The sequence below is a fragment of the Brevibacterium sp. CSND-B09 genome, from assembly GCF_052906525.1.
Genome location: NZ_JBREGI010000001.1, coordinates 3643882 through 3668267 on the forward strand (window position 1 = coordinate 3643882; position 24386 = coordinate 3668267).

General features: G+C 61.7%; 18 protein-coding genes and 3 rRNA genes. 16 read left to right on the forward strand and 5 right to left on the reverse strand.

The window, feature by feature from the left end; all coding sequences use genetic code 11:
• Nucleotides 1-2: 2 nt before the first annotated feature.
• The gene (locus tag ACU4IU_RS16310; protein ID WP_446657329.1) at nt 3-395 is read right to left on the reverse strand and encodes a YciI family protein; all 393 of its coding nucleotides are present in this window, start codon (nt 393-395) and stop codon (nt 3-5) included.
• Nucleotides 396-585: 190 nt separating this feature from the next.
• Between ACU4IU_RS16310 and ACU4IU_RS16315 the strand changes: the two genes are divergently transcribed.
• The 4 genes from ACU4IU_RS16315 to ACU4IU_RS16330 all read left to right on the forward strand — a co-directional run bounded on the left by ACU4IU_RS16315 (nt 586) and on the right by ACU4IU_RS16330 (nt 3208).
• Nucleotides 586-831, forward strand: coding sequence for a type II toxin-antitoxin system prevent-host-death family antitoxin (locus ACU4IU_RS16315; protein WP_446657330.1), 246 nt, complete (start codon nt 586-588; stop codon nt 829-831).
• A gap of 9 nt (nt 832-840) precedes the next feature.
• On the forward strand, nt 841-1098 hold the full coding sequence (locus ACU4IU_RS16320) for a type II toxin-antitoxin system RelE family toxin (protein WP_446657331.1): 258 nt from the start codon (nt 841-843) through the stop codon (nt 1096-1098).
• Nucleotides 1099-1205: 107 nt separating this feature from the next.
• Nucleotides 1206-2492, forward strand: coding sequence for a tyrosine--tRNA ligase (gene tyrS / locus ACU4IU_RS16325; RefSeq protein WP_446657332.1), 1287 nt, complete (start codon nt 1206-1208; stop codon nt 2490-2492).
• 314 nt (nt 2493-2806) lie between these two features.
• A complete protein-coding gene (locus tag ACU4IU_RS16330; protein ID WP_446657333.1) occupies nt 2807-3208 on the forward strand; it encodes a YccF domain-containing protein in 402 nt (133 codons plus the stop codon).
• A 9-nt stretch (nt 3209-3217) separates the two neighbouring features.
• Here the strand turns inward: ACU4IU_RS16330 and ACU4IU_RS16335 are convergent, their stop codons facing one another.
• Nucleotides 3218-4060 (reverse strand): formate/nitrite transporter family protein, encoded by an 843-nt coding sequence (locus ACU4IU_RS16335; RefSeq protein WP_446657334.1) that lies wholly within the window; start codon nt 4058-4060, stop codon nt 3218-3220.
• A gap of 630 nt (nt 4061-4690) precedes the next feature.
• On the opposite strand from ACU4IU_RS16335, the gene ACU4IU_RS16340 reads away from it, so the two are divergent.
• The 6 genes from ACU4IU_RS16340 (at nt 4691) to ACU4IU_RS16365 (ending at nt 13827) form a co-directional block, all read left to right on the forward strand.
• Nucleotides 4691-6218, forward strand: a 16S ribosomal RNA gene (locus ACU4IU_RS16340).
• Between the two features lie 418 nt (nt 6219-6636).
• Nucleotides 6637-9752, forward strand: a 23S ribosomal RNA gene (locus tag ACU4IU_RS16345).
• 183 nt (nt 9753-9935) lie between these two features.
• Nucleotides 9936-10054, forward strand: a 5S ribosomal RNA gene (gene rrf, locus ACU4IU_RS16350).
• The 16S, 23S and 5S rRNA genes sit together here, the layout of an rRNA operon.
• Before the next feature lie 164 nt (nt 10055-10218).
• Complete coding sequence (locus tag ACU4IU_RS16355) at nt 10219-10614, forward strand: hypothetical protein (RefSeq protein ID WP_446657335.1); 396 nt, start codon at nt 10219-10221, stop codon at nt 10612-10614.
• Between the two features lie 140 nt (nt 10615-10754).
• A complete protein-coding gene (locus ACU4IU_RS16360) occupies nt 10755-11771 on the forward strand; it encodes a hypothetical protein (protein WP_446657336.1) in 1017 nt (338 codons plus the stop codon).
• Between the two features lie 256 nt (nt 11772-12027).
• On the forward strand, nt 12028-13827 hold the full coding sequence (locus ACU4IU_RS16365) for a BCCT family transporter (RefSeq protein WP_172170143.1): 1800 nt from the start codon (nt 12028-12030) through the stop codon (nt 13825-13827).
• Between the two features lie 177 nt (nt 13828-14004).
• Here ACU4IU_RS16365 and ACU4IU_RS16370 read toward each other — a convergent pair whose 3' ends face one another.
• From ACU4IU_RS16370 to ACU4IU_RS16380, 3 genes are all read right to left on the reverse strand, one after another.
• Nucleotides 14005-15567: a GMC family oxidoreductase gene (locus ACU4IU_RS16370; RefSeq protein ID WP_446657337.1), complete on the reverse strand. Its 1563-nt coding sequence runs from the start codon at nt 15565-15567 to the stop codon at nt 14005-14007.
• Between the two features lie 48 nt (nt 15568-15615).
• Complete coding sequence (locus ACU4IU_RS16375; RefSeq protein ID WP_446657338.1) at nt 15616-17094, reverse strand: aldehyde dehydrogenase family protein; 1479 nt, start codon at nt 17092-17094, stop codon at nt 15616-15618.
• Between the two features lie 699 nt (nt 17095-17793).
• Nucleotides 17794-18483 carry a hypothetical protein gene (locus ACU4IU_RS16380; protein ID WP_446657339.1) on the reverse strand — a complete coding sequence of 230 codons (690 nt, stop codon included), beginning with the start codon at nt 18481-18483 and terminating at the stop codon, nt 17794-17796.
• A 237-nt stretch (nt 18484-18720) separates the two neighbouring features.
• On the opposite strand from ACU4IU_RS16380, the gene ACU4IU_RS16385 reads away from it, so the two are divergent.
• The 6 genes from ACU4IU_RS16385 to recN are packed head-to-tail and all read left to right on the forward strand — an operon-like array spanning nt 18721 to nt 24371.
• Entirely contained in the window at nt 18721-19725 is a 1005-nt protein-coding gene (locus tag ACU4IU_RS16385; RefSeq protein ID WP_446657340.1) for a hypothetical protein, read from the forward strand.
• Nucleotides 19722-20699 carry an HAD-IIA family hydrolase gene (locus tag ACU4IU_RS16390; RefSeq protein ID WP_446657341.1) on the forward strand — a complete coding sequence of 326 codons (978 nt, stop codon included), beginning with the start codon at nt 19722-19724 and terminating at the stop codon, nt 20697-20699. The genes ACU4IU_RS16385 and ACU4IU_RS16390 overlap by 4 nt, the downstream gene beginning before the upstream one ends.
• Entirely contained in the window at nt 20696-20926 is a 231-nt protein-coding gene (locus ACU4IU_RS16395; RefSeq protein ID WP_446657342.1) for a hypothetical protein, read from the forward strand. Before ACU4IU_RS16390 ends, ACU4IU_RS16395 begins: the two co-directional genes overlap by 4 nt.
• Nucleotides 20923-21729, forward strand: coding sequence for a TlyA family RNA methyltransferase (locus tag ACU4IU_RS16400; protein ID WP_446657343.1), 807 nt, complete (start codon nt 20923-20925; stop codon nt 21727-21729). The genes ACU4IU_RS16395 and ACU4IU_RS16400 overlap by 4 nt, the downstream gene beginning before the upstream one ends.
• Nucleotides 21726-22667, forward strand: coding sequence for an NAD kinase (locus ACU4IU_RS16405; protein WP_172170124.1), 942 nt, complete (start codon nt 21726-21728; stop codon nt 22665-22667). Before ACU4IU_RS16400 ends, ACU4IU_RS16405 begins: the two co-directional genes overlap by 4 nt.
• A complete protein-coding gene (gene recN, locus ACU4IU_RS16410; RefSeq protein ID WP_376906549.1) occupies nt 22668-24371 on the forward strand; it encodes a DNA repair protein RecN in 1704 nt (567 codons plus the stop codon).
• The last annotated feature ends 15 nt before the right edge of the window (nt 24372-24386 follow it).

A 24386-nucleotide genomic window follows, 5' to 3' on the forward strand; every position in this document is an offset into this window, starting at 1 on the left:
CGTCATTCTCCGTCGTCACCGAAGACCATGACCGGTCGCAGCTCGACGGTCTCCCCGGGGCCGGCGAATCGGGCGGCGATTTCCTCGGCGCGTTCCTGCGATTCGACGTCGATCTTGAAGAACCCAGCTAGGTGCTCTTTCGACTCCGCGTAGGGGCCGTCGTTCGATGTCGGCCCACCGGCCTTCCACCGGTAAAGCGTGGAGGTTGCGGGGTCGCCCAGAGCCTCGCCGCCGACCAGTTCGCCTCGCTCCTGAAGTTCGCCCAGGAGTTTCTCGAAGTCAGCATCCAACTTTTCCCGCTCTTCTTTGGGCAGGGCCTGCACCTCGGCAACATAGTCGCCGGTGGGGTGACCCCAAGGCTGCGGATTCGAGTGGATGAGAATGACGTACTTCATTGTTCTGCCTTTCGTCGAGGACCGCCTCTCGGCCCTTCTAGTGTGACATCGAGGCTGAGTCGGAGATTTCGACAACTGGGCGAAACCTTTTCTGGAAGCGGGTCTCAGGGAAGAGTTCCGGGGAGTTTTCGGCAACCGAAGAACGTCAAGCGATCTTCCTTACAACTTGTACAAGTTGTACAATAGTGGCATGAGCTCAGTAACGATGTCCGAATTCCGCAGCCAGCAGAGCACCCTCATCGCTGCCGCGCAGCGCGAGCCCGTCGAGATCACTTCCCGCGGCGCCGTCCGGCGTGCAGTGGTAGTTTCTCCTGACTTCTACGATCGTGCACTCCAAGCACTTGAAGATCAGGCAGATGTGCGCGCAGCCGCGTTGGCTCGAGAAGAGCGTGGGCGAGTGTCTCAGGAAGAGCTGGAACAAGAACTCGGTCTCTGACCCGCCGCCGTGTCGTACTCGATCAACTACGTGCCTTCAGCGGCGAAGGCACTGCGCAAGCTTGATCGCCCAATCGCACGTCGATTGATTGAGTCGATCAAGGGACTGTCCGACGATCCTCGACCGCCGGGATGCATTCAGCTGAAAGGCGGTTCTGGTGAGTTCCGTATTCGAGTAGGGGACTATCGGGTGATCTATGAGGTCATCGAAGACGAACTGGTCGTGCTGGTACTCCACCTTGGGCACCGTCGCGAGGTCTATCGATGAACTGAACGAGGCGGTCTCGGACCAGGGCCACAGCCGCCTCGGCGAACCCGTAGAATTGAACCTGTCGGCTCCGCGCCGGCACAGACCACAGATTCGAAAGGACCGAAGTGACCGACATCTTCAGCGAACTCAAGGCCCGCGGGCTCGTCGCAGTATCTACTGACGAGACCGCCCTGCAGAAAGCCCTGGCCGAGGAGTCGCTGACCTATTATGTCGGTTTCGATCCGACGGCCCCGAGCCTGCACATGGGCAACCTCGTGCAGCTGCTCACCGCCGCCCGCCTCCAGCAGGCCGGACACAACCCGCTCGCCCTCGTCGGCGGCGCCACCGGTCTCATCGGCGACCCGCGCATGTCGGGGGAGCGGACGCTTAACCCGCGTGAGGTCGTCGAGGAGTGGGTGGCGAAGATCCGCGCTCAGGTCGAGAAGTTCCTCGACTTCGACGGCCCCAACGCCGCGCAGATTGTCAACAACCTCGACTGGACCTCGCAGCTGTCGGCCATCGACTTCCTCCGCAACATCGGCAAGCACTTCCCGGTCAACCGGATGCTCGCGAAGGAGTCCGTCTCCGCTCGCCTCAACAGCGAAGCCGGCATCTCCTTCACCGAGTTCTCGTACCAGATTCTCCAGGGCAACGACTACCTCGAGCTCAACCGCCGCTACGGCTGCTCCCTGCAGACCGGCGGCTCCGACCAGTGGGGCAACCTCACCTCGGGCGTCGACCTCATCCGCCGCGTCGAGCAGAAGTCCGTCCATGCCCTGGCCACCCCGCTGATCACGAAGGCCGATGGCACGAAGTTCGGCAAGACCGAATCCGGCACCGTGTGGCTCGATTCGTCGCTGACCAGCCCGTACGCGTTCAGCCAGTTCTGGCTCAACGCCGACGACCGCGACGTGGTGAAGTACCTCAAGGTGTTCTCGTTGCGCCCGCTCGATGAGATCGAAGCCATCGAAGCCGAGTTCACAGCTGCCCCGCACACCCGTGTGGCGCAGAAGGCCCTCGCCGAGGATGTCACCACCTTGGTCCACGGACGCCAGGCTTACGAACAGGCCATCGCCGCGGCCTCTGCCCTCTTCGGCGGGGGAGAGCTCGCCGGTCTCGATGCCTCGACGCTGGGTGCCGCAACTTCCGAGCTGCCGCGCGGTGAGGTGTCGACGACCCAGCTGGCCGAAGGCCTGCCTGTTGCGGATGCGTTCGTCGCTTCCGGCATCGTCAAGTCCAAGGGTGAGGCTCGCCGTGCGATCAAGGACGGGGGAGCGTACGTCAACAACGTCAAGGTCGCCGACCAGGAGCAGACTCTGACTTCCGATGATGTGCTCTCGACAGAAGCTGGAGGAGTCGTCCTCCTGCGCCGAGGCAAGAAGACCCTCGGTGCTGTCGACATCGTCGGCTGAGCAGCCTCCGTCACTGATAATGCCGTGTCCTCCTCATTGGGAGGACGCGGCATTGTCGCATACACGACGGTTGGACCCGTTCGACAACGGGAAACTTTGTCATCGACGAATACAAGAGGTCGCATTGTAGAGGCGGCTTCGGCGGCAGCTGTGCGGCCTACGGAACGCGATCAATCAGCGTGCGCTCCGGCAGCCTGCGGTCAACCGTATCGCCGATGTGGGGCCATCACCATGGAAAAGCAAGCGGTCATCGAGCAGACTGGCAGTTGACGGACAACCGAACGAATACCGACTGACGAACGCACGAGGAGATCATGCGCACTCTGCTCAACATCATCTGGTTCATCTTCTCCGGCCTCTGGCTGGCGCTCGGATACTGGGCCACCGGCATCATCGCCTGCATCTTCATCGTCACCATCCCGTGGGGCATCGCGTCATTCCGCATCGGCAACTACGCACTCTGGCCCTTCGGCCGCGAGGTCATCGAAACCCGCCCGGCCGGTGTGGCGACGACCCTGGGCAACATCATCTGGCTCATCGTCGCCGGTATCTGGCTTGCCATCGGACACGTCGTCACGTCGATCCCGCTGTTCATCTCGATCATCGGCATCCCGCTCGGCTGGGCGAACATCAAACTCATCCCCGTCTCGCTCATGCCGCTGGGCAAGCAGATCGTCGACAGCGACCGGCTGATGCCCGGCTATCGCGGAGCCTGAGTCACCGCTCTAGGAGCTCTGCTCCTCGAGTTCCTCGAGAGAGATGCGGCCTTGGCGTACTGCCCAGAGCACGCGGCGAGTGCGCACGATTCGGGGCAGGGTAATGATCAGCAGTCCGCCGAGCATGTTGAACGGGATCACGATTCCGAACCACTGCAGGAAATCGAGGATCGAAATGTCCGCGCCCGTCATCATGGCGGCGAAGATGACGATCGCATTGATAGCTCCGTGCAGCATGCTGACGCCGATCACCAACAGACCGGTGATCATACAGACGATCGCCTTGACGACGTCGTTCTGTGTTCCCTGCTGCATACGGGTTGACAAAGTGATTGTCGCGCCGGCGAGTAGTGAGAGGGCGAGCATGACGATGAGTGAAGACTGGTTGATATAGCCGAGCGCCATATCCGCAATCGTTTTGTGGTAATCCGGGAGGGCGATAACGATCAGCCAGGCGAAGACCGCGCCCCCGACCAGGTTCGTCACGAGAGTGGTCAGCCAGAGGCGGAGCACCTGGATCCAATTCGCCTGGCCGGCGATGACGGCGTTGATCGGAAGGAGGAATTCTTCGGTGAACAGTTCCGAGTGCGCCAGCTTCAATGCCAGGAGGCCGATGCCAAATGCCATCCCGGCGAGGATCGTCGACCCGGTCGCTTGCTTGACGAGCACCATGGCCAAGATGCCGAGCCCGACATCGATGCCGCCGAAGAGCCCGGTGACGATAAGCTCCGGCCACTTCCGGTTGAGCCGCTTGGCACCCTCAGTGACTGTATTGGCCGCCTCGTCGATGAGGGCGTCTTCGAGATCGAGGTCGTTGCGGCCAAGTCGTTCTCGCTGCTCTTTCTGAGTCATCCCGTCAGTGTAGGGGTCGGGACGCGCTGAAACGCTGGGAATCATCTGCACAATGAGGGCAATCTGCTGCCGCCGGCGAGAGCATGGAGGGGTTCTGCAGCCGTACGTTTGTGCTTGTGGAAGTAGGTGCGAAACCGGGCATCTGGAGCTGGTGACGGGTGTCACAGGTGAATTTCCGGTTTCGAGTTGCACGGTGGCTCTGGGGTGGTCTAGAGTTATATCTCGTTGCCCCGCCGGAAACACCGTCTTCGAGACAGAGTTTCCACCGGGTCTGACCAGGACAAACACGGTTTGATCCAAGGGTTCAGGACACCGGGTGGGTGACACAAAATGAAACTGATACCCCCAGTGAACACGCTCGGTTTTCGGGTGGTGGTGATGGGTGTGTGTTTGTGGTTTGAGAATCCAATAGCGTGTTTGTTTGAACAAGTTGTGATGCCAGAACATTTTTATTTTCTGGTAAGACAATCATCTGGCCAAACATTGGTTCACCTGTGGTGGGTGGTTCTTCGCCGAACCTCCCGCTATCACATGGGTGGATGGTGTGTTTGGTCAGTTATTTTGTGGTCAACCTTCTCACCCCGTGAGGGGTTGGCTGTCTTGCTGGGATTCATTCGTAACATAAAGTTTTTTATGGAGAGTTTGATCCTGGCTCAGGACGAACGCTGGCTGCGTGCTTAACACATGCAAGTCGAACGCTGAAGCCGACAGCTTGCTGTTGGTGGATGAGTGGCGAACGGGTGAGTAACACGTGAGTAACCTGCCCCTGATTTCGGGATAAGCCTGGGAAACTGGGTCTAATACCGGATATGACCAATCTTCGCATGAGGGTTGGTGGAAAGTTTTTCGATCGGGGATGGGCTCGCGGCCTATCAGCTTGTTGGTGGGGTAATGGCCTACCAAGGCGACGACGGGTAGCCGGCCTGAGAGGGCGACCGGCCACACTGGGACTGAGACACGGCCCAGACTCCTACGGGAGGCAGCAGTGGGGAATATTGCACAATGGGGGAAACCCTGATGCAGCGACGCAGCGTGCGGGATGACGGCCTTCGGGTTGTAAACCGCTTTCAGCAGGGAAGAAGCGAAAGTGACGGTACCTGCAGAAGAAGTACCGGCTAACTACGTGCCAGCAGCCGCGGTAATACGTAGGGTACGAGCGTTGTCCGGAATTATTGGGCGTAAAGAGCTCGTAGGTGGTTGGTCACGTCTGCTGTGGAAACGCAACGCTTAACGTTGCGCGTGCAGTGGGTACGGGCTGACTAGAGTGCAGTAGGGGAGTCTGGAATTCCTGGTGTAGCGGTGAAATGCGCAGATATCAGGAGGAACACCGGTGGCGAAGGCGGGACTCTGGGCTGTAACTGACACTGAGGAGCGAAAGCATGGGGAGCGAACAGGATTAGATACCCTGGTAGTCCATGCCGTAAACGTTGGGCACTAGGTGTGGGGGACATTCCACGTTCTCCGCGCCGTAGCTAACGCATTAAGTGCCCCGCCTGGGGAGTACGGTCGCAAGGCTAAAACTCAAAGGAATTGACGGGGGCCCGCACAAGCGGCGGAGCATGCGGATTAATTCGATGCAACGCGAAGAACCTTACCAAGGCTTGACATACACTGGACCGTTCTGGAAACAGTTCTTCTCTTTGGAGCTGGTGTACAGGTGGTGCATGGTTGTCGTCAGCTCGTGTCGTGAGATGTTGGGTTAAGTCCCGCAACGAGCGCAACCCTCGTTCTATGTTGCCAGCACGTGATGGTGGGAACTCATAGGAGACTGCCGGGGTCAACTCGGAGGAAGGTGGGGATGACGTCAAATCATCATGCCCTTTATGTCTTGGGCTTCACGCATGCTACAATGGCTGGTACAGAGAGAGGCGAACCCGTGAGGGTAAGCGAATCCCTTAAAGCCAGTCTCAGTTCGGATCGTAGTCTGCAATTCGACTACGTGAAGTCGGAGTCGCTAGTAATCGCAGATCAGCAACGCTGCGGTGAATACGTTCCCGGGCCTTGTACACACCGCCCGTCAAGTCACGAAAGTCGGTAACACCCGAAGCCGGTGTCCCAACCCACTTGTGGGAGGGGGCCGTCTAAGGTGGGACTGGTGATTGGGACTAAGTCGTAACAAGGTAGCCGTACCGGAAGGTGCGGCTGGATCACCTCCTTTCTAAGGAGCACACATTAAGATCCTCATGGTATGACCCGTATGTGGTCATCATGAGAGCTCAAGGGTGGAACATCACTTCTTCCGCTCGCCCACACAGCCCGGCTGGGGTCAATGCCCCGGGTGCGGTGAGTGATCGGGTGGGCTAGAACGAACACGTTATTGGGTCCTGGAATCACAAACCCCACACGATTGTGTGGGTGTGGTTTCAACCAACAGGACCAACCCGACCAACAGGCAGCCACAGTGTGGGTGTGTGGTGGTGGGTGTTTGGTAGTGGTTTGAGAATCGTATAGTGGACGCGAGCATCAAACACCATATTTGTGTGGTGTTTATGTAATGTGATTTTTCTTGTCATCATCTAGTTAAGGTGAATGAAGCAATATTTTTCGCGCACATGAAGCCGGCCCTTTTGGGGGTTGGGTGAGTGTGTAAGAGCGCATGGTGGATGCCTTGGCATCAGGAGCCGATGAAGGACGTGGAAATCTGCGATAAGCCTCGGGGAGCCGATAAACAGGCGTTGATCCGAGGGTCTCCGAATGGGGAAACCCCGCCACTCGTGAGGGTGGTGACCCGTGTCTGAATATATAGGGCATGTGGAGGGAACGCGGGGAAGTGAAACATCTCAGTACCCGCAGGAAGAGAAAATAACAATGATTCCGGGAGTAGTGGCGAGCGAAACTGGATGAGCCTAAACCTGTGCAGTGTCAAGCGTGCTGGTGTTGCTGCAGGGGTGTTGTGGGGTGTACGTGGTCCGGTCCAGCATGGCCGGTCTGTGAGTGTTGTTGGTGTAGTCGAACCTGGTGGGAAACAGGACCGGAGTGGGTGAGAGTCCCGTAGACGAAACGCTGACTGTTCGCAGTGTGTGCATGCCCGAGTAGCACGGAACTCGTGGAATTTCGTGTGAATCTGCCAGGACCACCTGGTAAGGCTAAATACTTCCTGATGACCGATAGCGGATAAGTACCGTGAGGGAATGGTGAAAAGTACCCCGGGAGGGGAGTGAAAGAGTACCTGAAACCATGTGCTTACAATCCGTCAGAGCAGTATCTAGATGACTGTGATGGCGTGCCTTTTGAAGAATGAGCCTGCGAGTTAGCGGTGCGTGGCGAGGTTAACCCGTGTGGGGTAGCCGTAGCGAAAGCGAGTCCGAATAGGGCGATCCTAGTCGCGTGTCCTAGACCCGAAGCGGAGTGATCTAGCCATGGGCAGGGTGAAGCGTGTGTAAGAGCGCGTGGAGGCCCGCACCCACTTCAGTTGAAAATGGAGGGGATGACCTGTGGTTAGGGGTGAAAGGCCAATCAAACTCTGTGATAGCTGGTTCTCCCCGAAATGCATTTAGGTGCAGCGTTGCGTGGTTCTTGCTGGAGGTAGAGCTACTGGATGGCTGATGGGCCCTACCGGGTTACTGACGTCAACTAAACTCCGAATGCCAGTCAAGGTTCAGCGTGGCAGTGAGACAGTGGGGGATAAGCTTCATTGTCGAGAGGGAAACAGCCCAGACCATCAACTAAGGCCCCTAAGCGTGTGCTCAGTGGGAAAGGATGTTCAGTTGCGAAGACAACCAGGAGGTTGGCTTAGAAGCAGCCACCCTTGAAAGAGTGCGTAATAGCTCACTGGTCAAGTGATTGAGCGCCGATAATGTAGCGGGGCTAAGTACACCGCCGAAGTTGTGGCAGCACCACAATCGCCGTAATGGTGTGGTGTTGGGTAGGGGAGCGTCGAGTTGCCGGAGAAGCTGCCGTGTGAACGAGTGGTGGAGGCGATTCGAGTGAGAATGCAGGCATGAGTAGCGAAAGACGGGTGAGAAACCCGTCCACCGGATGACCAAGGGTTCCAGGGCTAGGCTAATCCGCCCTGGGTAAGTCGGGACCTAAGGCGAGGCCGACAGGCGTAGTCGATGGACAACCAGTTGATATTCTGGTACCGACACACAACCGACAGTACCAAAACACACGATACTAACCATCCAATTCCTCCTTTGAGTCTTCGGACTTGATGTTGGGGTTGCGGGTGGGACCTGAGTGTGGAGTCGGTAAGCGTGAGGTGTGACGCAGAAAGGTAGCCAGGCCGTGCGATGGTAGTCACGGTCTAAGGTTGTAGCACGTGGGGGTAGGTAAATCCGTCCCCGCATAGAGTGTGAGAGCTGATGGGCGCCCCACATTGGTGGGGTGATCTGGTGATCCTCTGCTGCCGAGAAAAGCATCGACGTGAGGGTGTGTGTTGCCCGTACCCTATAACCGACACAGGTGGTCGAGTAGAGAATACTAAGGTGATCGAGAGAATCGTGGTTAAGGAACTCGGCAAAATGCCCCCGTAACTTCGGGAGAAGGGGGACCATCCCGGTGAACCCACCATGCGTGGGGATGTGCTGGTGGTGGTCGCAGAGGCCAGAGAGAAGCGACTGTTTATTAAAAACACAGGTCCGTGCGAAGATGTAAGTCGATGTATACGGACTGACGCCTGCCCGGTGCTGGAAGGTTAAGAGGACCTGTTAACCCGTAAGGGTGAAGCGGAGAATTTAAGCCCCAGTAAACGGCGGTGGTAACTATAACCATCCTAAGGTAGCGAAATTCCTTGTCGGGTAAGTTCCGACCTGCACGAATGGCGTAACGACTTCTCTGCTGTCTCAACCACGAACTCGGCGAAATTGCATTACGAGTAAAGATGCTCGTTACGCGCAGCAGGACGGAAAGACCCCGAGACCTTCACTATAGTTTGGTATTGGGATTCGGTGTGGTTTGTGTAGGATAGGTGGAAGACTGTGAGGCCCTGACGCTAGTTGGGGTGGAGTCGATCGGTGAAATACCACTCTGACCATAGTGGATTCCTTAACTTCGGACCCTGATCGGGTTCAGGGACAGTGCCTGATGGGTAGTTTAACTGGGGCGGTTGCCTCCTAAAGAGTAACGGAGGCGCCCAAAGGTTCCCTCAGCCTGGTTGGCAATCAGGTGTCGAGTGTAAGTGCACAAGGGAGCTTGACTGTGAGACGGACGTGTCGAGCAGGAGCGAAAGCTGGGACTAGTGACCCGGCCATGGCTTGTGGAAGCGTGGTCGCTCAACGGATAAAAGGTACCTCGGGGATAACAGGCTGATCTTGCCCAAGAGTCCATATCGACGGCATGGTTTGGCACCTCGATGTCGGCTCGTCGCATCCTGGGGCTGGAGTCGGTCCCAAGGGTTGGGCTGTTCGCCCATTAAAGCGGTACGCGAGCTGGGTTTAGAACGTCGTGAGACAGTTCGGTCCCTATCCGCTGCGTGCGTAGGAAATTTGTGGAGGTCTGTCCTTAGTACGAGAGGACCGGGACGGACGAACCTCTGGTGTGCCAGTTGTTCCGCCAGGAGCATGGCTGGTTGGCTACGTTCGGGATGGATAACCGCTGAAAGCATCTAAGCGGGAAGCCGGCTCCGAGATGAGATTTCCAACTGACTTTTGTTGGGGGAGGTGTCCTATAGATGATGGGGTTGATAGGCCGGGTATGGAAGCACTGTAAGGTGTGGAGTTGACTGGTACTAATACACCGATCACTCATCAACTTTTTCCCTTTAGTGGGGTTGGTGTGTGCGAAAAGATGTTTTGTTTTTTCTAGGATGGCTTGAAGAGTTCACACCATCGGGTGTGCATGTTGCATAAGTTTTTGGTGTTCGCGTTCGCTGTGCGGTTCTTGGACCACTACCACTCAAACGTTTTGGGTTTGGGTGTGTGTGGTTTGTTGGTTTTGCGGTGGTGATAGTGGTGGGGAAACGCCCGGTTAACCGTTCCGATCCCGGTAGCTAAGCCCATTCGCGCTGATGGTACTGCAACTTGGTGGTTGTGGGAGAGTAAGTGACTGCCGCAATATTTTTTAAGGTGATGGCCTCGTCCGACTGTGTTGGGCGGGGCCATTACTGTATTCACGAACGGGTGTGCTGCCGGTGCTTATTACTACCTGATGGGGGTACTGCTACCTGGCGCGGGGTAGCTGCGCCCCCGTCAGGTAGTAATTAGGGGAGGAGGGAAGGGATGGAGATGAAGACAATTGACGTGCTTAAGGCCGAACTTGCTCGCGACGGTGAGGTCGCAATCGGGTTCAACCGTGCAAAGCAGTTCCTGCGCAATCCTGCTGGATTTCTGGGACTGCGGCGGACCGGTCAGCCCGCACCACAAGTGATCGTCAATGACTTCGGTCTCTGGGCTGCTGTTGACGGTTTCCCTGAAGGTGGCGTGCCGTGGGCGCGCATCCTCGAAGTCCACATCACCAAGGTCAATGTCAGCTCCTATATCGACGTGAGCATCAGAACTCCGGATACTCCCGACCGCCGGCGGACGCTGCGGATGCCTCATATGCTCGAAGTCGATCCGGAGACTCTCGCCAAATGGATCGTCATGGAACTGATGGTTCGCGGCAATCCGATCTGATAGGCGAAGCTCGTCGACCATCAGCAGACTCTCAGCCGCTGTACATGTTCCGGGCTCAGCACCGTGCGACGATGAAACTGTCCGCTGTGTCGGATGCATCACAACAATGCCGTCCGAACAGACAGTAAAGGAGAGACCGCATGAACGCGTCAACCATCATCTGGATTGTCGTCGCCATCGTCGTGGTCCTGATCATCGTCGGGATCATCATCGCAGGCAGCCGCAAGGCGGCAGCGAAGAAGCGCGAGCACCAGCGGCAAGAGGCCGCACAGATCCGGCAGGAGGCAGCCGAGTCCGAACATGATGTTCGTGCGCGAGAGGCCGAAGTCGAGAAACAGAGAGCAGAGGCAAAGCGGGCAAAAGCCGAAGCCGACGCTCGAGCTGCCGAGGCTGATCGTCAGGCGGCAGAGGCCGAGCAGCTGGATTCTGAGGCCGCGAAACGCGAAGAAGCGGTCAAAGCCGAGCGACTCGAACATGATCGCAAACTGCAACGTGCCGACGAACTGGACCCGGATACGCCGGAGAACACAGGGGACACCCGTCATTCAGACGCCACCGGCGCTGTTGGGACGGCAGGCGCTGGCGCTCACGGAGCGTCGGCAGTCAACCAGAACGAACAGCTTGCCGATGAAGCTGTGCCGCGGAACGCTCCTCGGCAGGACGAGCAAGTTCCGCCGAACGGCACTCGGAATGATGCACAGGCGCAGCAGAATCACGCGCGTCAGGATCCCTCAGTCCACCAGGCTGATCCGTATGGCGATCAGTACACGCAACAGAGCGGGCATCGCCCCGACGAGCCGGTCCAGCGCAACGACGTTCGCCACGAACGGCCTGTTCAGCAGGGTGCATCCCGTCCCGATCAGCCAGTTCAACGGAACGATGCCAATCCTGAACAGCCCGTTCGGCAGGATGCGCCCCGGCCGGACCAGTTTGGCACGCAGGAACCAGTGCGCCGCGATCCCTATGCACAGCAACAGGACGCCCGCACTGACCAGCAGCCGCCAGAAAGCGGGACGCGACCTCGTGCCGAGGAACCGTTAGCCGAGGAATTCGACCCTCGTGCGGACCGCCGCGGCGCGGGAGACCCATACGTTCAGAACGACGGACGGATGGATCCTCTCGGCGACGGTGGGGACCCAGACGCGCCGAAACACTGACACGCCTCGCCCCCGCCGGCGAAAGAGCTGCCTGAGGCAGACGAGACGGTGCCCGAACCCATCAAGGTTCGGGCACCGTCTCGTTGTCCTCGGACTTCCGGGCACCGCAGATGGACTGAGATGAACACGGGGGGAGGGCCGCCTCGGCGAGGGGTTGGCCATGAGTGCAGTGAGGCGAATCCGTGACAAGCGATTGTGTTGAAATCAGTTGATGCTTCTGTAGTGTGGACGGCAACATCCCTACGGAAGGTACGCCATGCTCGTTAAGCTGCACGACGCACTTCGACTCCGAACCAACCCGGCCATATTCTTCTCCTCTGCGGCCGTGATCATCATCTTCGTCCTCGGGACGATCTTCTTCACCGATCAGCTCGACGCCGGCGTCTCTGTCGCCTCGGATTGGCTGCTGACGAACCTCGGATGGTTCTACATCCTCGGTGTCACAGTCTTCGTCGCATTCCTTATCTACATCGCCGCCTCCCGGTATGGGCGAGCGAAACTCGGTCCCGATGACGAACCGCCGGAGCACTCCAATGGTGCCTGGTTCGCCATGCTCTTCGCCGCCGGCATCGGTTCGATCCTCATGTTCTGGGGTGTCGCTGAACCCGTCAGCCACTTCGGCGACCCGCCGCGCGGATCCCTCGGTATCGAAGCGGGAACGCCCGCCGCCGCGGTCGACGCCATGAACTTCACGTACTACCACTTCACCCTGCACACCTGGGCGATCTTCACCCTGCCCGCGCTGTGCTTCGCCTACTTCATCCACAAGCGGAACCTGCCGCCGCGGGTGAGCTCGATCTTCCAGCCCATCCTCGGTGAGAAGATCCACGGTCCCATCGGCAAGACCATCGACGTCGTCGCCATCATCGGCACCGTCTTCGGCATCGCCGTCTCGATCGGTCTGGGCACGCTGCAGATCAACGGCGGACTCGCTCAGGTCATCGGTGTTCCGGAGAACGCCCTGTGGCAGTTGATCATCATCGGCGTCGTCTGCGGGCTGGCCACGATCTCGGTCTCTCTCGGCCTCGACAAAGGCATCAAGGTCCTGTCGAACCTCAATATCGTCATGGCCGTGCTGCTGCTCATCTTCATCGTCGTCTTCGGCCCAACTCTGTTCATGGCCAAGGGCGTCTTCGAATCCTTCGGCACCTACATCCACCAGCTGCCCGAACTCGCACTGTGGAACGACACGTTCGCCAACACCGGCTGGCAGAACACGTGGACCGTCTTCTACTGGGCCTGGACGATCACCTGGTCACCCTTCGTCGGCATCTTCATCGCTCGCATCTCCCGCGGACGCACCATCCGCCAGTTCGTCATCGGCGTGCTCGCCATCCCTTCGGCCTTCTCGATCCTGTGGTTCGGCATCTTCGGCTACGCCTCCTTCGACATCGAGTTCAACCAGGGCGGGGGACTGGTCGACCGAGTCGTCGATCAGGGAGACATTCCGGGAGCGCTGTTCGCATTCCTCGACCACTACCCGCTGGCCGGACCCGTGTCGGTGATCGCAATCGTTCTCGTGGTGATCTTCTTCGTCACCTCGGTGGATTCCGCAGCGCTCGTCGTCGACACGATGAACAACGGCCACGAGGACTTCAACCCGTTGCCGCAGCGCATCTTCTGGGCCCTTGCCGTCGCCGTCGTCACTGCGGCTCTGCTGGTGTTCTCCGGCTCCGGTGGACTCGAGGCACTGCAGTCGACGATCATCCTCGTCGGTCTGCCGTTCTTCATCATCGCCTACTTCCAGATCTACGCCCTCATGCGAGCGCTGCGCGAGGACGCAGGCATTCTGCCGCGGGTGCGCATGCGCCGCTGGAAGAAGGTGCTGCCGCCCGAAGAGGTCGAACGCCGACAGGGCGGGGACGAGCAGTTCGGTCACGAATACGACGATGAGGAGGAGGTCGTCACCGAACCGCAGGCCGTCGAACCGGCACCGAAGTTCCGTGACCCCTATATCGAAATCCCTCATGAGAAGAAGGGGCGACGTGAGGGGACACTGGCCAGCCGCACCGGCAGCCGTCCGGGCAGTCACGGTAAGGGCGGCGACGCCGACTGAATCTGTCCGGTCCGGAAGCGACAGCCGATCGTCGCTGTCGGACACGACGAAGGGGGCGCTGCGATTGCAGCGCCCCCTTCGTCGTTTCGGTTCTGGGCCGAAGTTCCCACTCAGGTCATCGAATCAGCGCTGGGCCGCCTCGGTGATCTGAGCATATGACGACCAGATCAGTCCAGATCACTGACCGTTCTTGATCATCTCCGCGCACTTCTCACCCATCATCATCACGGTGATGTTGGGGTTGACCGTGGTGATCTCCGGCATCGCCGAGGCATCGACGACGCGCAGACGGTTGACTCCCTTGACCCGCAGCTGCGGATCCAGCGGTGACATCTCATCATCGGCAGCACCCATGCGCACCGTGCCGACCGGGTGGTAGACGGTGTTGTGCGTGCGGGTGATGTAGTCGGCGATCTGCTCGTCGGTCTGGACGTCCTTGCCGGGGAACAGCTCCTCGCCGGCCCATTCGGACATGGCGTCCTGGGAGACGATCTCGCGGGCCTTCTTGATGCCGGCGACCATGACGCGCATGTCATGGCCTTCCGGATCGGTGAAGTAGCGGGGATCGACCTTCGGCTTGTCACGGAAGTCCTTCGAGCGCAGGCGCACAGTGCCGCGCGACTTCGCATGAGTGACATTCGGGGTGAGGCAGAAGGAGTTCTCCGAGGTCTTGTAGCCCTGACGCAGGGTGTGCATATCGAAGGGCACCGAGCCGTAGTGCATCATCAGGTCCGGACGGTCGAGCCCGTCCTCGGTGGGGGAGAAGATGCCGATCTCCCACCACTGGGTGGAATCCTCGACCATCGGCTTCTTGGCCTCCCAGGAGATGACGCCCTCCGGGTGATCGCCCAGGTGCTCGCCGACTCCCGGCGAATCCACGCGAGCCTCGATGCCGACCTCGGCGAGGTGGGCCTTCGGGCCGATGCCCGAGAGCATGAGCAGCTGCGGGGTGTTGATCGCGCCGGAGGAGACGATGACTTCCTTCTTCGCCTCGATCCGGTTGGTCTTGCCGAAGGCGTTGTTGACCACGAGCACGGCCGTGCAGTTGTCGTCCTCGTCGAACTCGAGCTCCTTAGCCTGAGTGTCGGTGAGGATCGTGAGGTTCTCACGGTCGAGGATCGGGTGGAGGTAGGACACCGAGGAGGACGACCGGGTGCCGTCGTCCTTGCGGTTGACCTGGAAGAAGTTCGCACCGTTGATGACGGTCTGACCCTCGTTGAACTGCACGCGAGGGATGCCGGCCTGCTCGCAGGCGTCGAGGAGTGCGACGCCACAGGGATCGACCGGGGGCACGTTCATCAGACGGACCGGGCCGTCGTGGCCGTGGTGGTCGCCGGGCAGCTCATTGTTCTCGAGCTTCTTGTACAGGCCAAAGGTGTCCTTCGAGCCCCATCCGGCTGCGCCGTGCTTCTCTTCCCACTCGTCGAGATCCTCGCGCGGAGCCCAGAAGGCGATGCACGAGTTGTGGGACGAGCAGCCGCCGAGCACCTTGGCGCGAGCGTGGCGCATGTGCGAGTTGCCGTTCTCCTGCTCTTCGATCGGGTAGTCCCAGTCGTAGCCGGATTCGAGGAGCTCCATCCAGCGGTTGAGCTCAAGGACGACGTCCTTGTCCGTGTCGGTGGGGCCGGCTTCGAGGAGTCCGACGGTGACTTCGGGGTCCTCGCTCAGTCGGGCCGCGACCGCTGCGCCGGCGGAACCGCCGCCCACGACGACGTAATCAAAGCAATGAGTAGTCTTCACTGTTCATCTCTCCTTGTACTGCGGTATTCGTCTACAGGCTGCGGCGGATCACTTGGTGTGATCGGGGAACCAGCCGGTGACTGCCGGCTCGAGGTTCTGGTAGATGTGCTTGGCTTCCTGGTATTCGGCTAGACCAGTGGGGCCGAGCTCGCGACCGAAGCCGGACTGCTTGTAACCGCCCCATTCGGCCTGCGGCAGGTAGGGGTGGAAGTCGTTGATCCAGATGGTGCCGTGGCGCAGACGCTGAGCGACCAGCTGGGTCTTGCCCGCATCCTGGCTCCACACTGCTCCGGCCAGACCGTAGTAGGTGTCATTGGCGATCTCGACAGCCTCATCGACGGTGGAGAAGGTCTCGACAGTGACGACGGGGCCGAAGGCCTCGTCGGAGACGACGGACATTCCGCGCTTGACCTGGTCGAGCACGGTCGGCAGGTAGTAGAACCCGTTCTCCAAGTCACCTTCACCGAACTTGCCGCCGCAGCGCAGACGAGCGCCTTCGGAGATGCCCTTCTCGACGTAGGCATGCACCTTGTCGCGGTGTGCTGCGGAGATGAGGGGACCGGTTTCGGCGTTCTCGTCGAAGGGACCGCCGAGGCGGATCTGCTCGGCACGCTCGACGAGGCGGTTGACGAACTCCTCGGCGATGGATTCCTCGACGATGAGTCGGGCACCGGCCGAGCACACCTGACCGGAGTGGACGAAGGCGCCGTTGAGAGCATTGTCCAGAGCCGCATCGAAGTCGGCATCGGCGAAGATGACGTTCGGGTTCTTGCCGCCGAGCTCAAGGGCGATCTTCTTGATCGAGTCGGCGGCGTTGCGGAACAGCAGTCGACCGGTGACGAGGCCACCGGTGAACGAGACCATGTCGATGTCCTCGTGCGTCGACAGGGGGGCACCGGCATCGGCACCCGCGCCGAGGATGAGGTTGCCCACCCCTGCCGGCAGACCGAGTTCCTCGAGGACCTGCATTGTGAGGATCGCCGTGTGCGGGGTGAGCTCGGCAGGCTTGAGGATGAAGGTGTTGCCGGCGGCGATGGCCGGGGCGATCTTCCACGCGGCCTGCAGCAGCGGGTAGTTCCACGGGGTGATGAGCGCGCAGACGCCGACGGGCTCGTGCACGATCTTCGACGCCACAGTGTCGGTGCCGGCGTCGACGACGCGGCCGGCATCGTTTGCGGCGAGCTTGCCGAAGTAGTCGAAGCAGTTCGCGATGTCGTCCATGTCGATCTGCGATTCGACGAAGCGTTTGCCGGTGTCCAGTGACTCGGCACGCGCGAATTCGTCCTTGCGCTCACGCAGAACGGCAGCGAACTTCAGCAGCAGATCGCCGCGTTCGCTGGCGGGAACGGACGACCAGACGCCGGAGTCGAAGGCGCGGCGAGCGGCCCTGATCGCCAGCTCGGTATCCGCGGGGCTGGCTTCGTCCACCTCGGCGACGAAGCTGCCGTCGGCCGGGTTATGGATCTTCCGGGTTCCACCGTTGACGGCTGAAACCCACTGTCCGTCGATGAAGAGTGTGTTTGGCACGATTTCTCCTATTCCTAGCGGGTGAACGGTTGTGCGATCTGAAGGGCCGAACGCGCAGTCGCGGCAGTGGAGCCTGTGGTGTCGGGGAGTTTCCGGATGGCCACTGATCTGCCGTTTGGCCTGCGACTCGAACTGCTTCGGCGGCATTCATTCACATGCTTCCGGCAATCACAATAGGCGAAATCAGGGGCCGAACGCGCAATCCGATGATGCTGGTCACACCGGCAAGTGATCTTGGTCATCACATGGCGGGGGACAGCGGCGGCAATGGGGGACAGGCAAGCACTAGCCGTACTGGGGGACGGGCCGGCAACGGGGCCTGAAATTCTGATCGTGGAATCGCGGAGACATCCGTCATCCGCACAATGAGCTTCCACGTCAGGTGTCATTCGTCCCCTGGTGTCGAGGCGGCGCGGACATCCGCTGCCGCCGAGCCTCTTCGATTGCCGTCGGCCGTTCCACTGGATTCGCCTTGATTCTAACAGAGCGCTGAGGCGGTGACCTGGGCGTTGACCCACAGAACAACGGGCGCGGCGCTGAGTGGAATCGAGGTGCTGACGTGTCCCCGCCCACACGGCGTCGAAGCGGTGAGTGGACTAGAATAGAGCGGAACACCGAAAAGACTTCATAGGGAGAATCGTGGCCCAAGGGGATTCGCGAGACAGCCAGGACAACCGCCGCGCAGATGGCGGTCACCGCTCAGATCGCGACAACAATCGCAACCGTCGTCCGGACAACCGGGACGGCCGCGGGCCACGCCAGTCCGACCGCAGAGGCGGCTACCAGGGCAATCGTCGCACCGACGATGACCGCCGGGGCTACGGTCAGAACCGCAGGAACGACGATGATCGTCGTGGTGGGTTCAACCGTGACCGTCGTGACGACGATCGCCGGGGCGGATTCAATCGAGACCGCCGCGATGACGACCGTCGTGGTGGGTACCAGGGCAACCGTCGTAACGACGACGATCGCCGAGGCGGCTATGGTCAGAACCGCAGGAACGATGATGATCGTCGTGGTGGGTTCAACCGGGATCGTCGTGATGGTGATGACCGACGCGGCGGTTATCAGGGCAACCGTCGGAACGATGATGATCGTCGTGGTGGATTCAATCGAGACCGTCGCGATGACGACCGTCGCGGTGGGTACCAGGGCAACCGTCGCAATGACGATGATCGCCGAGGCGGCTACGGACAGAACCGCCGAAACGATGATGATCGTCGTGGTGGATTCAACCGGGATCGCCGTGATGGTGACGACCGACGTGGCGGTTATCAGGGCAATCGTCGGAACGACGACGACCGACGTGGCGGTTATCAGGGCAACCGCCGGAACGACGATGATCGCCGGGGCGGCTTCAACCGCGATCGTCGCGACGGTGACGACCACCGGGGCGGATACCGGGGAAACCGACGGGACGACAACCGCGGAGGACGCGGCGGCTACGGTCGCAACGACAACGATCGCCGTGCATCCCGCAAGACCGACACCGGCGACTACGCACGCGAACAGCGTGCCCGCCGTCCGCGCATTCAGGAACCCGAGATTCCCGAAGGCGTCACCGGCCGTGAACTCGACAAAGAGATCTCGTCACAGCTGCGCTCCCTGGACAAAGAGAACGCCGACATGGTCGCCAAGCACCTTGTCGCCGCAGGCGGGCTGCTCGACCTCGACCCAGAACGCGCCCACGAACACGCCAAGGCCGCCATGGCCCGCGCCGGTCGTGTCGCCGTCGTCCGCGAAGCACTCGGCATCGCCGCGTACTACGTGGAGAACTACGACGAAGCCGTCCGCGAACTGCGGACCCACCGCCGCATCTCCGGCTCGAATGACAACATCGCGCTGATCGCCGACGCCGAACGCGGCCGCGGCAAGCCCGAGAAGGCCATCGAGCTGCTGAAGAACTCGGAAGAGCTCGACCTCGACAACGACACCCGCACCGAACTCGTCATCGTCGCTGCCGGAGCCAAGTCCGACCTCGACGACATCGCCGGTGCGCGCCGACTCATCGAAGCCGAGGACTTCACCCAGAAGCCCGGCGGCGGGCTGGTCCGTCTCATGGCCGCCTACGCCGAGGTACTGCGCATCGACGGCGAACCCGAACTCGCCGACAAATACGAAGAGCTCTCGCGCCGGACCGCCAAGGCGACCGGCACCCTCTTCGGCGACGAAGAGCCTGACCTCAACGCCGGCGTCGAAATCGAAACCGTCGAAGAAGTCGAAGACGAGCCCGAAGCTGCCGACACCGAGACTTCCGAAGGCACCGACGTAGATTCAGCCGACGGTGAGGCCGCCGATGACGGGACAACCGACTCTGAGGCTGCCGACGCTGAAACCGCTGAGACGGCCGAAGCCGCAGAAGGCTCGGCCAGCGAGCCCGAAGCTAAGACACCGCAGGCGGAATCCGACGCTGTCGACGCTTCCGCGGAGGGAGCAGAAGCTGGGGACGACACCGCTGGCCCGGCCGCAGCACCGAAGTCGAAGACACATCTCTCGGCGAAGGAACTGAAGTCGGTCAAGGTCTCCGACGACGAGATCGAAGCCGAACTCGACGAGATCCTCGCCGATGCAGAAGCCGACGCAGGCTCCGAGCCCGACACAACAGCACCCGAGGCCGACGGAGAGCAGTGACACTGACCGCCGAACAGCACAACTCAGCAGATGGGCGCCTGCCCGAATCATCGGGCACGCCCATCGACTGCGTTCTGTTCGACCTCGACGGAGTCGTCTACCACGGCACCCACGCCGTCGATGGTGCCGTCGACGGCATCAATTGGCTACACTCCCGGTCGATCCCGGTCAACTACGTCACGAACAACGCCACTCGCACGGCCGCAGCCACCGCCGAGAAGATCACCGGAATGGGCGTCGACGCCTCTGCGGACGAAGTGACCACTTCGGCGCAGGTGCTCGCCGAACGCTTAGCCGAACGATTCGGGCCGGGCGCCCGCATCCACCTCCTCGGCACGACCGGACTGCGGGTCGCACTCGAAGAGGCGGGCCTCGAGATCACCGACTCACTCGACGCCGAACCCGTCGCCGTCGCTCAGGGACTCGACCCGGAGATCGACTACACGAAGATCGTGCGCACCTGCGAAATCATCCGCTCGGGCGCCGAATGGTGGGCGAGCAACCCCGACTTCTCCCTCCTCACGGAAACCGGGAAAGTCCCCGGCAACGGTGCCTTCGTCGACCTCATCGCCCGACTCACCGACGCCACCCCAGTCATCGTCGGCAAACCTGCACCGCACATGATGGACTTCGCCGCCGGCCGCCTCGGCGCGCACCGGCCCCTCATGGTCGGCGACCGCCTCAACACCGATATCGAAGGCGGCTGTGCCGCCGGGATCGACACCGCCCTCGTCCTCACCGGAATCCACGACATCCACGATGCCCTGCGTGCCGGCCCGGAGCGCCGACCGACGTTCATCCTGCCGAATCTGCGCGGACTCGAAGCCCTCATCACCGGTGCCGACCGCGGCGAGTCCGCCCGGATCGAGGCCGAACTCCGTCGAGCCTGGGCTGCCATCGACGCGGGGGAGACCGACGCCGAGGCGGTCCTGTCCGAAGGACGCCTGCCCCGCCGGATCGGGGAGGACTCATGAGCCAGACCCCGACACCCGGCCCAGGACCCGGAACGACTCCCGGCACGAACTCGACCCCGACACCCGGCCCTGCTTCTGCCCCAACACCCGCCTCGGTGAGCGGGGATGTGCCGATCGAGACCTGGCGGTCCAGCCTCGCCGAGGCCAAAGAAGCACCGGCTGCCGCGCGGCACGAACTTCTCAACTCCCTGCTGGGCGACCTCGACGCGCAGGTGGGCTCCTTGTGAGCAGACTCGACCGGGCACTCGTCGACCGCGGACTGCTGAACTCGCGCTCCCGCGCCGCCCGCGAAATCGCCGCCGGTCGCGTCAGCGTCAACGGCCGCACCGCGACCAAGGCCTCCCAAGATGTGCGAGACACCGACGATGTCGCCGTCACCGAACCCGACCCCTGGGTCGCCCGCAGCGCCCACAAACTCCTCGGCGCGCTCGAGGCTTTCGACCTCACCGACCGACTTCAGGGGCTGACGGCCCTCGATGCGGGCGCCTCCACCGGAGGCTTCACCCAAGTCCTCCTCCATCACGGTGTCGCACACGTCTGGGCCGTCGACGTCGGCCACGATCAACTCGCGACCATCCTCCGCGACGACCCGCGCGTCCACGTCCGCGAAGGACTCAACCTCCGCGAACTGACCGACTCCGACGTGCCGACCGTCGACCTCGTCGTCGCCGACGTCTCCTTCATCTCCCTGCGCCTGCTCATCGGACCGCTGCTGGCCGCCACCGCGGCCGCGGGAGAACTCCTCCTCATGGTCAAACCCCAATTCGAACTGGCACGAGCATCGCTGGACAAACACGGAGTCGTCACCAGCCGGGAGAAACGCCGCCGCGCCATCGACTCCGTCTGCGACGCCGTGAGAGAACACGCCGGACGCGTCACCGACATCGCACCCTCACCGCTGCCGGGCCCCAGCGGGAACCGAGAGTACTTCCTGCGTGTTCGCCCAGGCCGAACACATGACCAGTCCGATAGGCTCGACCAAGCAGACATCCCCGCCCACCTGGACGAAATGATGAGAGGAGAGTCGTGACCAGACACATCATGGTGCTGCTGCACCCCCAACGTGATGAGTCGGCCGTGGCCGCCGTCAGCGTGTTCAAGGCCCTCCTCGACGACGGAGTCACCCCCGTCGTCCTCTCCGACGAGATCGTCGGCATCCGCGCCCGCCAGGCCGAGGCCGTCGACGACGAACCCATCCTCAACCACTGCGTCATCATCGACCCTTCCGAACTCGGTGAGTGGAAGAACGCCTGCGAACTCGTCATCGTCCTCGGCGGCGACGGCACGATCCTGCGCGCCGCCGAACGCTTCCATGGGTCCGGTGCCCCGCTCATGGGCATCAACTTGGGCCATGTCGGGTTCCTCGCCGAAAGCGAGAAGGAAGACCTCGCCGAGGCGGTCCACCGCGCCTCCCAACGTGACTATTCCGTCGAGGAGCGACTCGCGCTCGACGTGTCCGTGTGGCACGAAGGCGAGAACATCTTCAACGCCTGGGCCCTCAACGAGGCGACCATCGAGAAGACCTCGAAGTCCCGGATGATCGACGTCGTCCTCGGCGTCGACGCCCGCCCCGTGTCCTCCTTCGGCTGCGACGGCGTCATCCTCGCCACCCCCACCGGTTCGACCGCGTACTCGTTCTCCGCCGGCGGCCCCATCGTCTGGCCCGAGGTCGAAGCGCTCATCCTCGTCCCGATCTCCGCCCACGCGCTGTTCTCCAAACCGCTCGTCGTCAACCCGACCTCCCGCCTCGGCGTGGAGATCTCCCAGATGAACCCCGAATTCTCTGCAGTGCTGTGGTGCGACGGCCGCCGCGCCCTCGAACTGCCGTCCGGGGCCCGCGTGGAAGCAACACGCTCGAAATCACCGATCCGGCTCGCCCGCCTCCACACCGGCCCCTTCACCGACCGACTCGTCGCGAAGTTCCGCCTGCCCGTCTCCGGCTGGCGAGGACCGATCAAGGAGGCCTGAATGATCTCCGAACTGCGCATCTCCCACCTCGGCGTCATCGCCGAGGCCGCCGTCGAACTCGACACCGGCTTCACCGTCGTCACCGGTGAGACCGGTGCGGGAAAGACCATGTTCGTCTCCGCCCTGTCCCTGCTCATGGGCCGCAAGGTCGGCTCCGGAGTCGTGCGCAAAGGCGCAGAGAAAGCCGAAGTCGAAGGCATCTTCACCGATGTGGCCGAACCCGTGCGCGAACGCATCGAAGAAGCCGGCGGCAGCGCCGACGACGAAGCGATCATCTCCCGCACAGTGGCGCTCAAAGGCCGCGCCCGAGCCACCGCCGGCGGACGCACCGTGCCGATCTCCGTGCTCACCGACATCTCCTCCGACCTCATCACCCTCCACGGCCAGTCCGAACAGCTGCGCCTCAAAGGCGCAGCCCAACAGCGTCAACTCCTCGACGCCGCCGGGGGCACTGCTCTCGCCGAGGTGGCCGACCGTTACCGTGCCGCCTTCGAGAACTGGCGCGAGACCGAAGCCCGCGTCAGCCGCATCAAAGACTCCACCGCCGCCCGCCGCGAACGCATCCTGTGGCTGCGCGGCTGCCTGGAGACCATCGACAAGGTCCGCCCCGAACCCGGCGAAGACGAGACCCTGGCCGCACAGTCCGCGAAACTCGGTGCCGCCGCCGAGATCACCCGCGCTGTCGGCGCCGCCCACGACCTGCTGCTCGGTTCCGAGATCGACGATGCCGGCGCCGCCGTCGACCTCGTCCACCAGGCCATCAGCACGATCACCGATGTCGAAGGCTCCGACAAGGAACTCGTCACCATCCGCGAAGCCCTCGGCGACGCCGTGCTTCGCCTCTCCGACTCCGCCGCGGAACTGTCGTCCTACCTCTCCGGTTTCGACGAACTCGGCGAAACCTCGCTGGAAGAGACCGAAGCACGCCGCGCGGAACTCGGCACCCTGGCCCCCTACGGCCAAGACGTCGCCGAAGTCCTCGACTTCGAATCCCGCTCGGCCGCGGAACTCGCCGAACTCGAAGCCGAGGACCGCGACCTCGACGGACTCGACGCCGAACTCGACTCAGCCCGCGAGACCATGGAGGCGGCCGCCTTAGCGCTCACCGAGATCCGCAAGGCCACCGCGGACGAATTCTCCGCAGCGGTCAGCGAAGAGCTCACCGCCCTGTCGATGCCGAAGGCAGCGGTCGCCTTCGAGATCTCCGAACGCGAACCCACCACCCACGGGGCCGACGAGGTCCGACTGACCTTCGCCGCCCACGAATCCTCCATCCCCGACGACATCGCGAAGATCGCCAGCGGCGGTGAGCTCTCCCGTGTCATGCTCGCCATTGAAGTCGTCCGAGCCGCCAGCGAATCCATCCCCACCTACGTCTTCGACGAAGTCGACGCCGGAGTCGGCGGCAAAGCTGCCGTGGAGATCGGCCGTCGGCTGGCCAAACTCGCCCAGGGCGCCCAGGTCATCGTCGTCACCCACCTGCCGCAGGTTGCCGCCTGGGCCGACACCCATGTGACCATCGTCAAGGACGATGACGCCGAGACGGTGCGCTCGGGAGTGCAGGAACTGACCGACGAAGAACGCGTCGTCGAACTCTCCCGCATGTTGGCGGGCATGGACGACTCCGCCTCCGCGAAGGCCCATGCAGCCGAACTGCTCGACAACGCTCGGCAGGTCAAGGAGGCCGGCGTTGGCAGCAGATGAGAGAATGGGCTGACC

Coding starts and splice junctions, on each gene's coding strand:
- ACU4IU_RS16385 (WP_446657340.1), top strand. CDS start 18,721: ATGGTCGCCAAGCACCTTGTCGCCGCAGGCGGGCTGCTCGACCTCGAC.
- ACU4IU_RS16355 (WP_446657335.1), top strand. CDS start 10,219: ATGGAGATGAAGACAATTGACGTGCTTAAGGCCGAACTTGCTCGCGAC.
- ACU4IU_RS16315 (WP_446657330.1), top strand. CDS start 586: ATGAGCTCAGTAACGATGTCCGAATTCCGCAGCCAGCAGAGCACCCTC.
- ACU4IU_RS16360 (WP_446657336.1), top strand. CDS start 10,755: ATGAACGCGTCAACCATCATCTGGATTGTCGTCGCCATCGTCGTGGTC.
- ACU4IU_RS16395 (WP_446657342.1), top strand. CDS start 20,696: ATGAGCCAGACCCCGACACCCGGCCCAGGACCCGGAACGACTCCCGGC.
- ACU4IU_RS16365 (WP_172170143.1), top strand. CDS start 12,028: ATGCTCGTTAAGCTGCACGACGCACTTCGACTCCGAACCAACCCGGCC.
- recN (WP_376906549.1), top strand. CDS start 22,668: ATGATCTCCGAACTGCGCATCTCCCACCTCGGCGTCATCGCCGAGGCC.
- ACU4IU_RS16310 (WP_446657329.1), bottom strand. CDS start 395: ATGAAGTACGTCATTCTCATCCACTCGAATCCGCAGCCTTGGGGTCAC.
- ACU4IU_RS16335 (WP_446657334.1), bottom strand. CDS start 4,060: ATGACTCAGAAAGAGCAGCGAGAACGACTTGGCCGCAACGACCTCGAT.
- ACU4IU_RS16330 (WP_446657333.1), top strand. CDS start 2,807: ATGCGCACTCTGCTCAACATCATCTGGTTCATCTTCTCCGGCCTCTGG.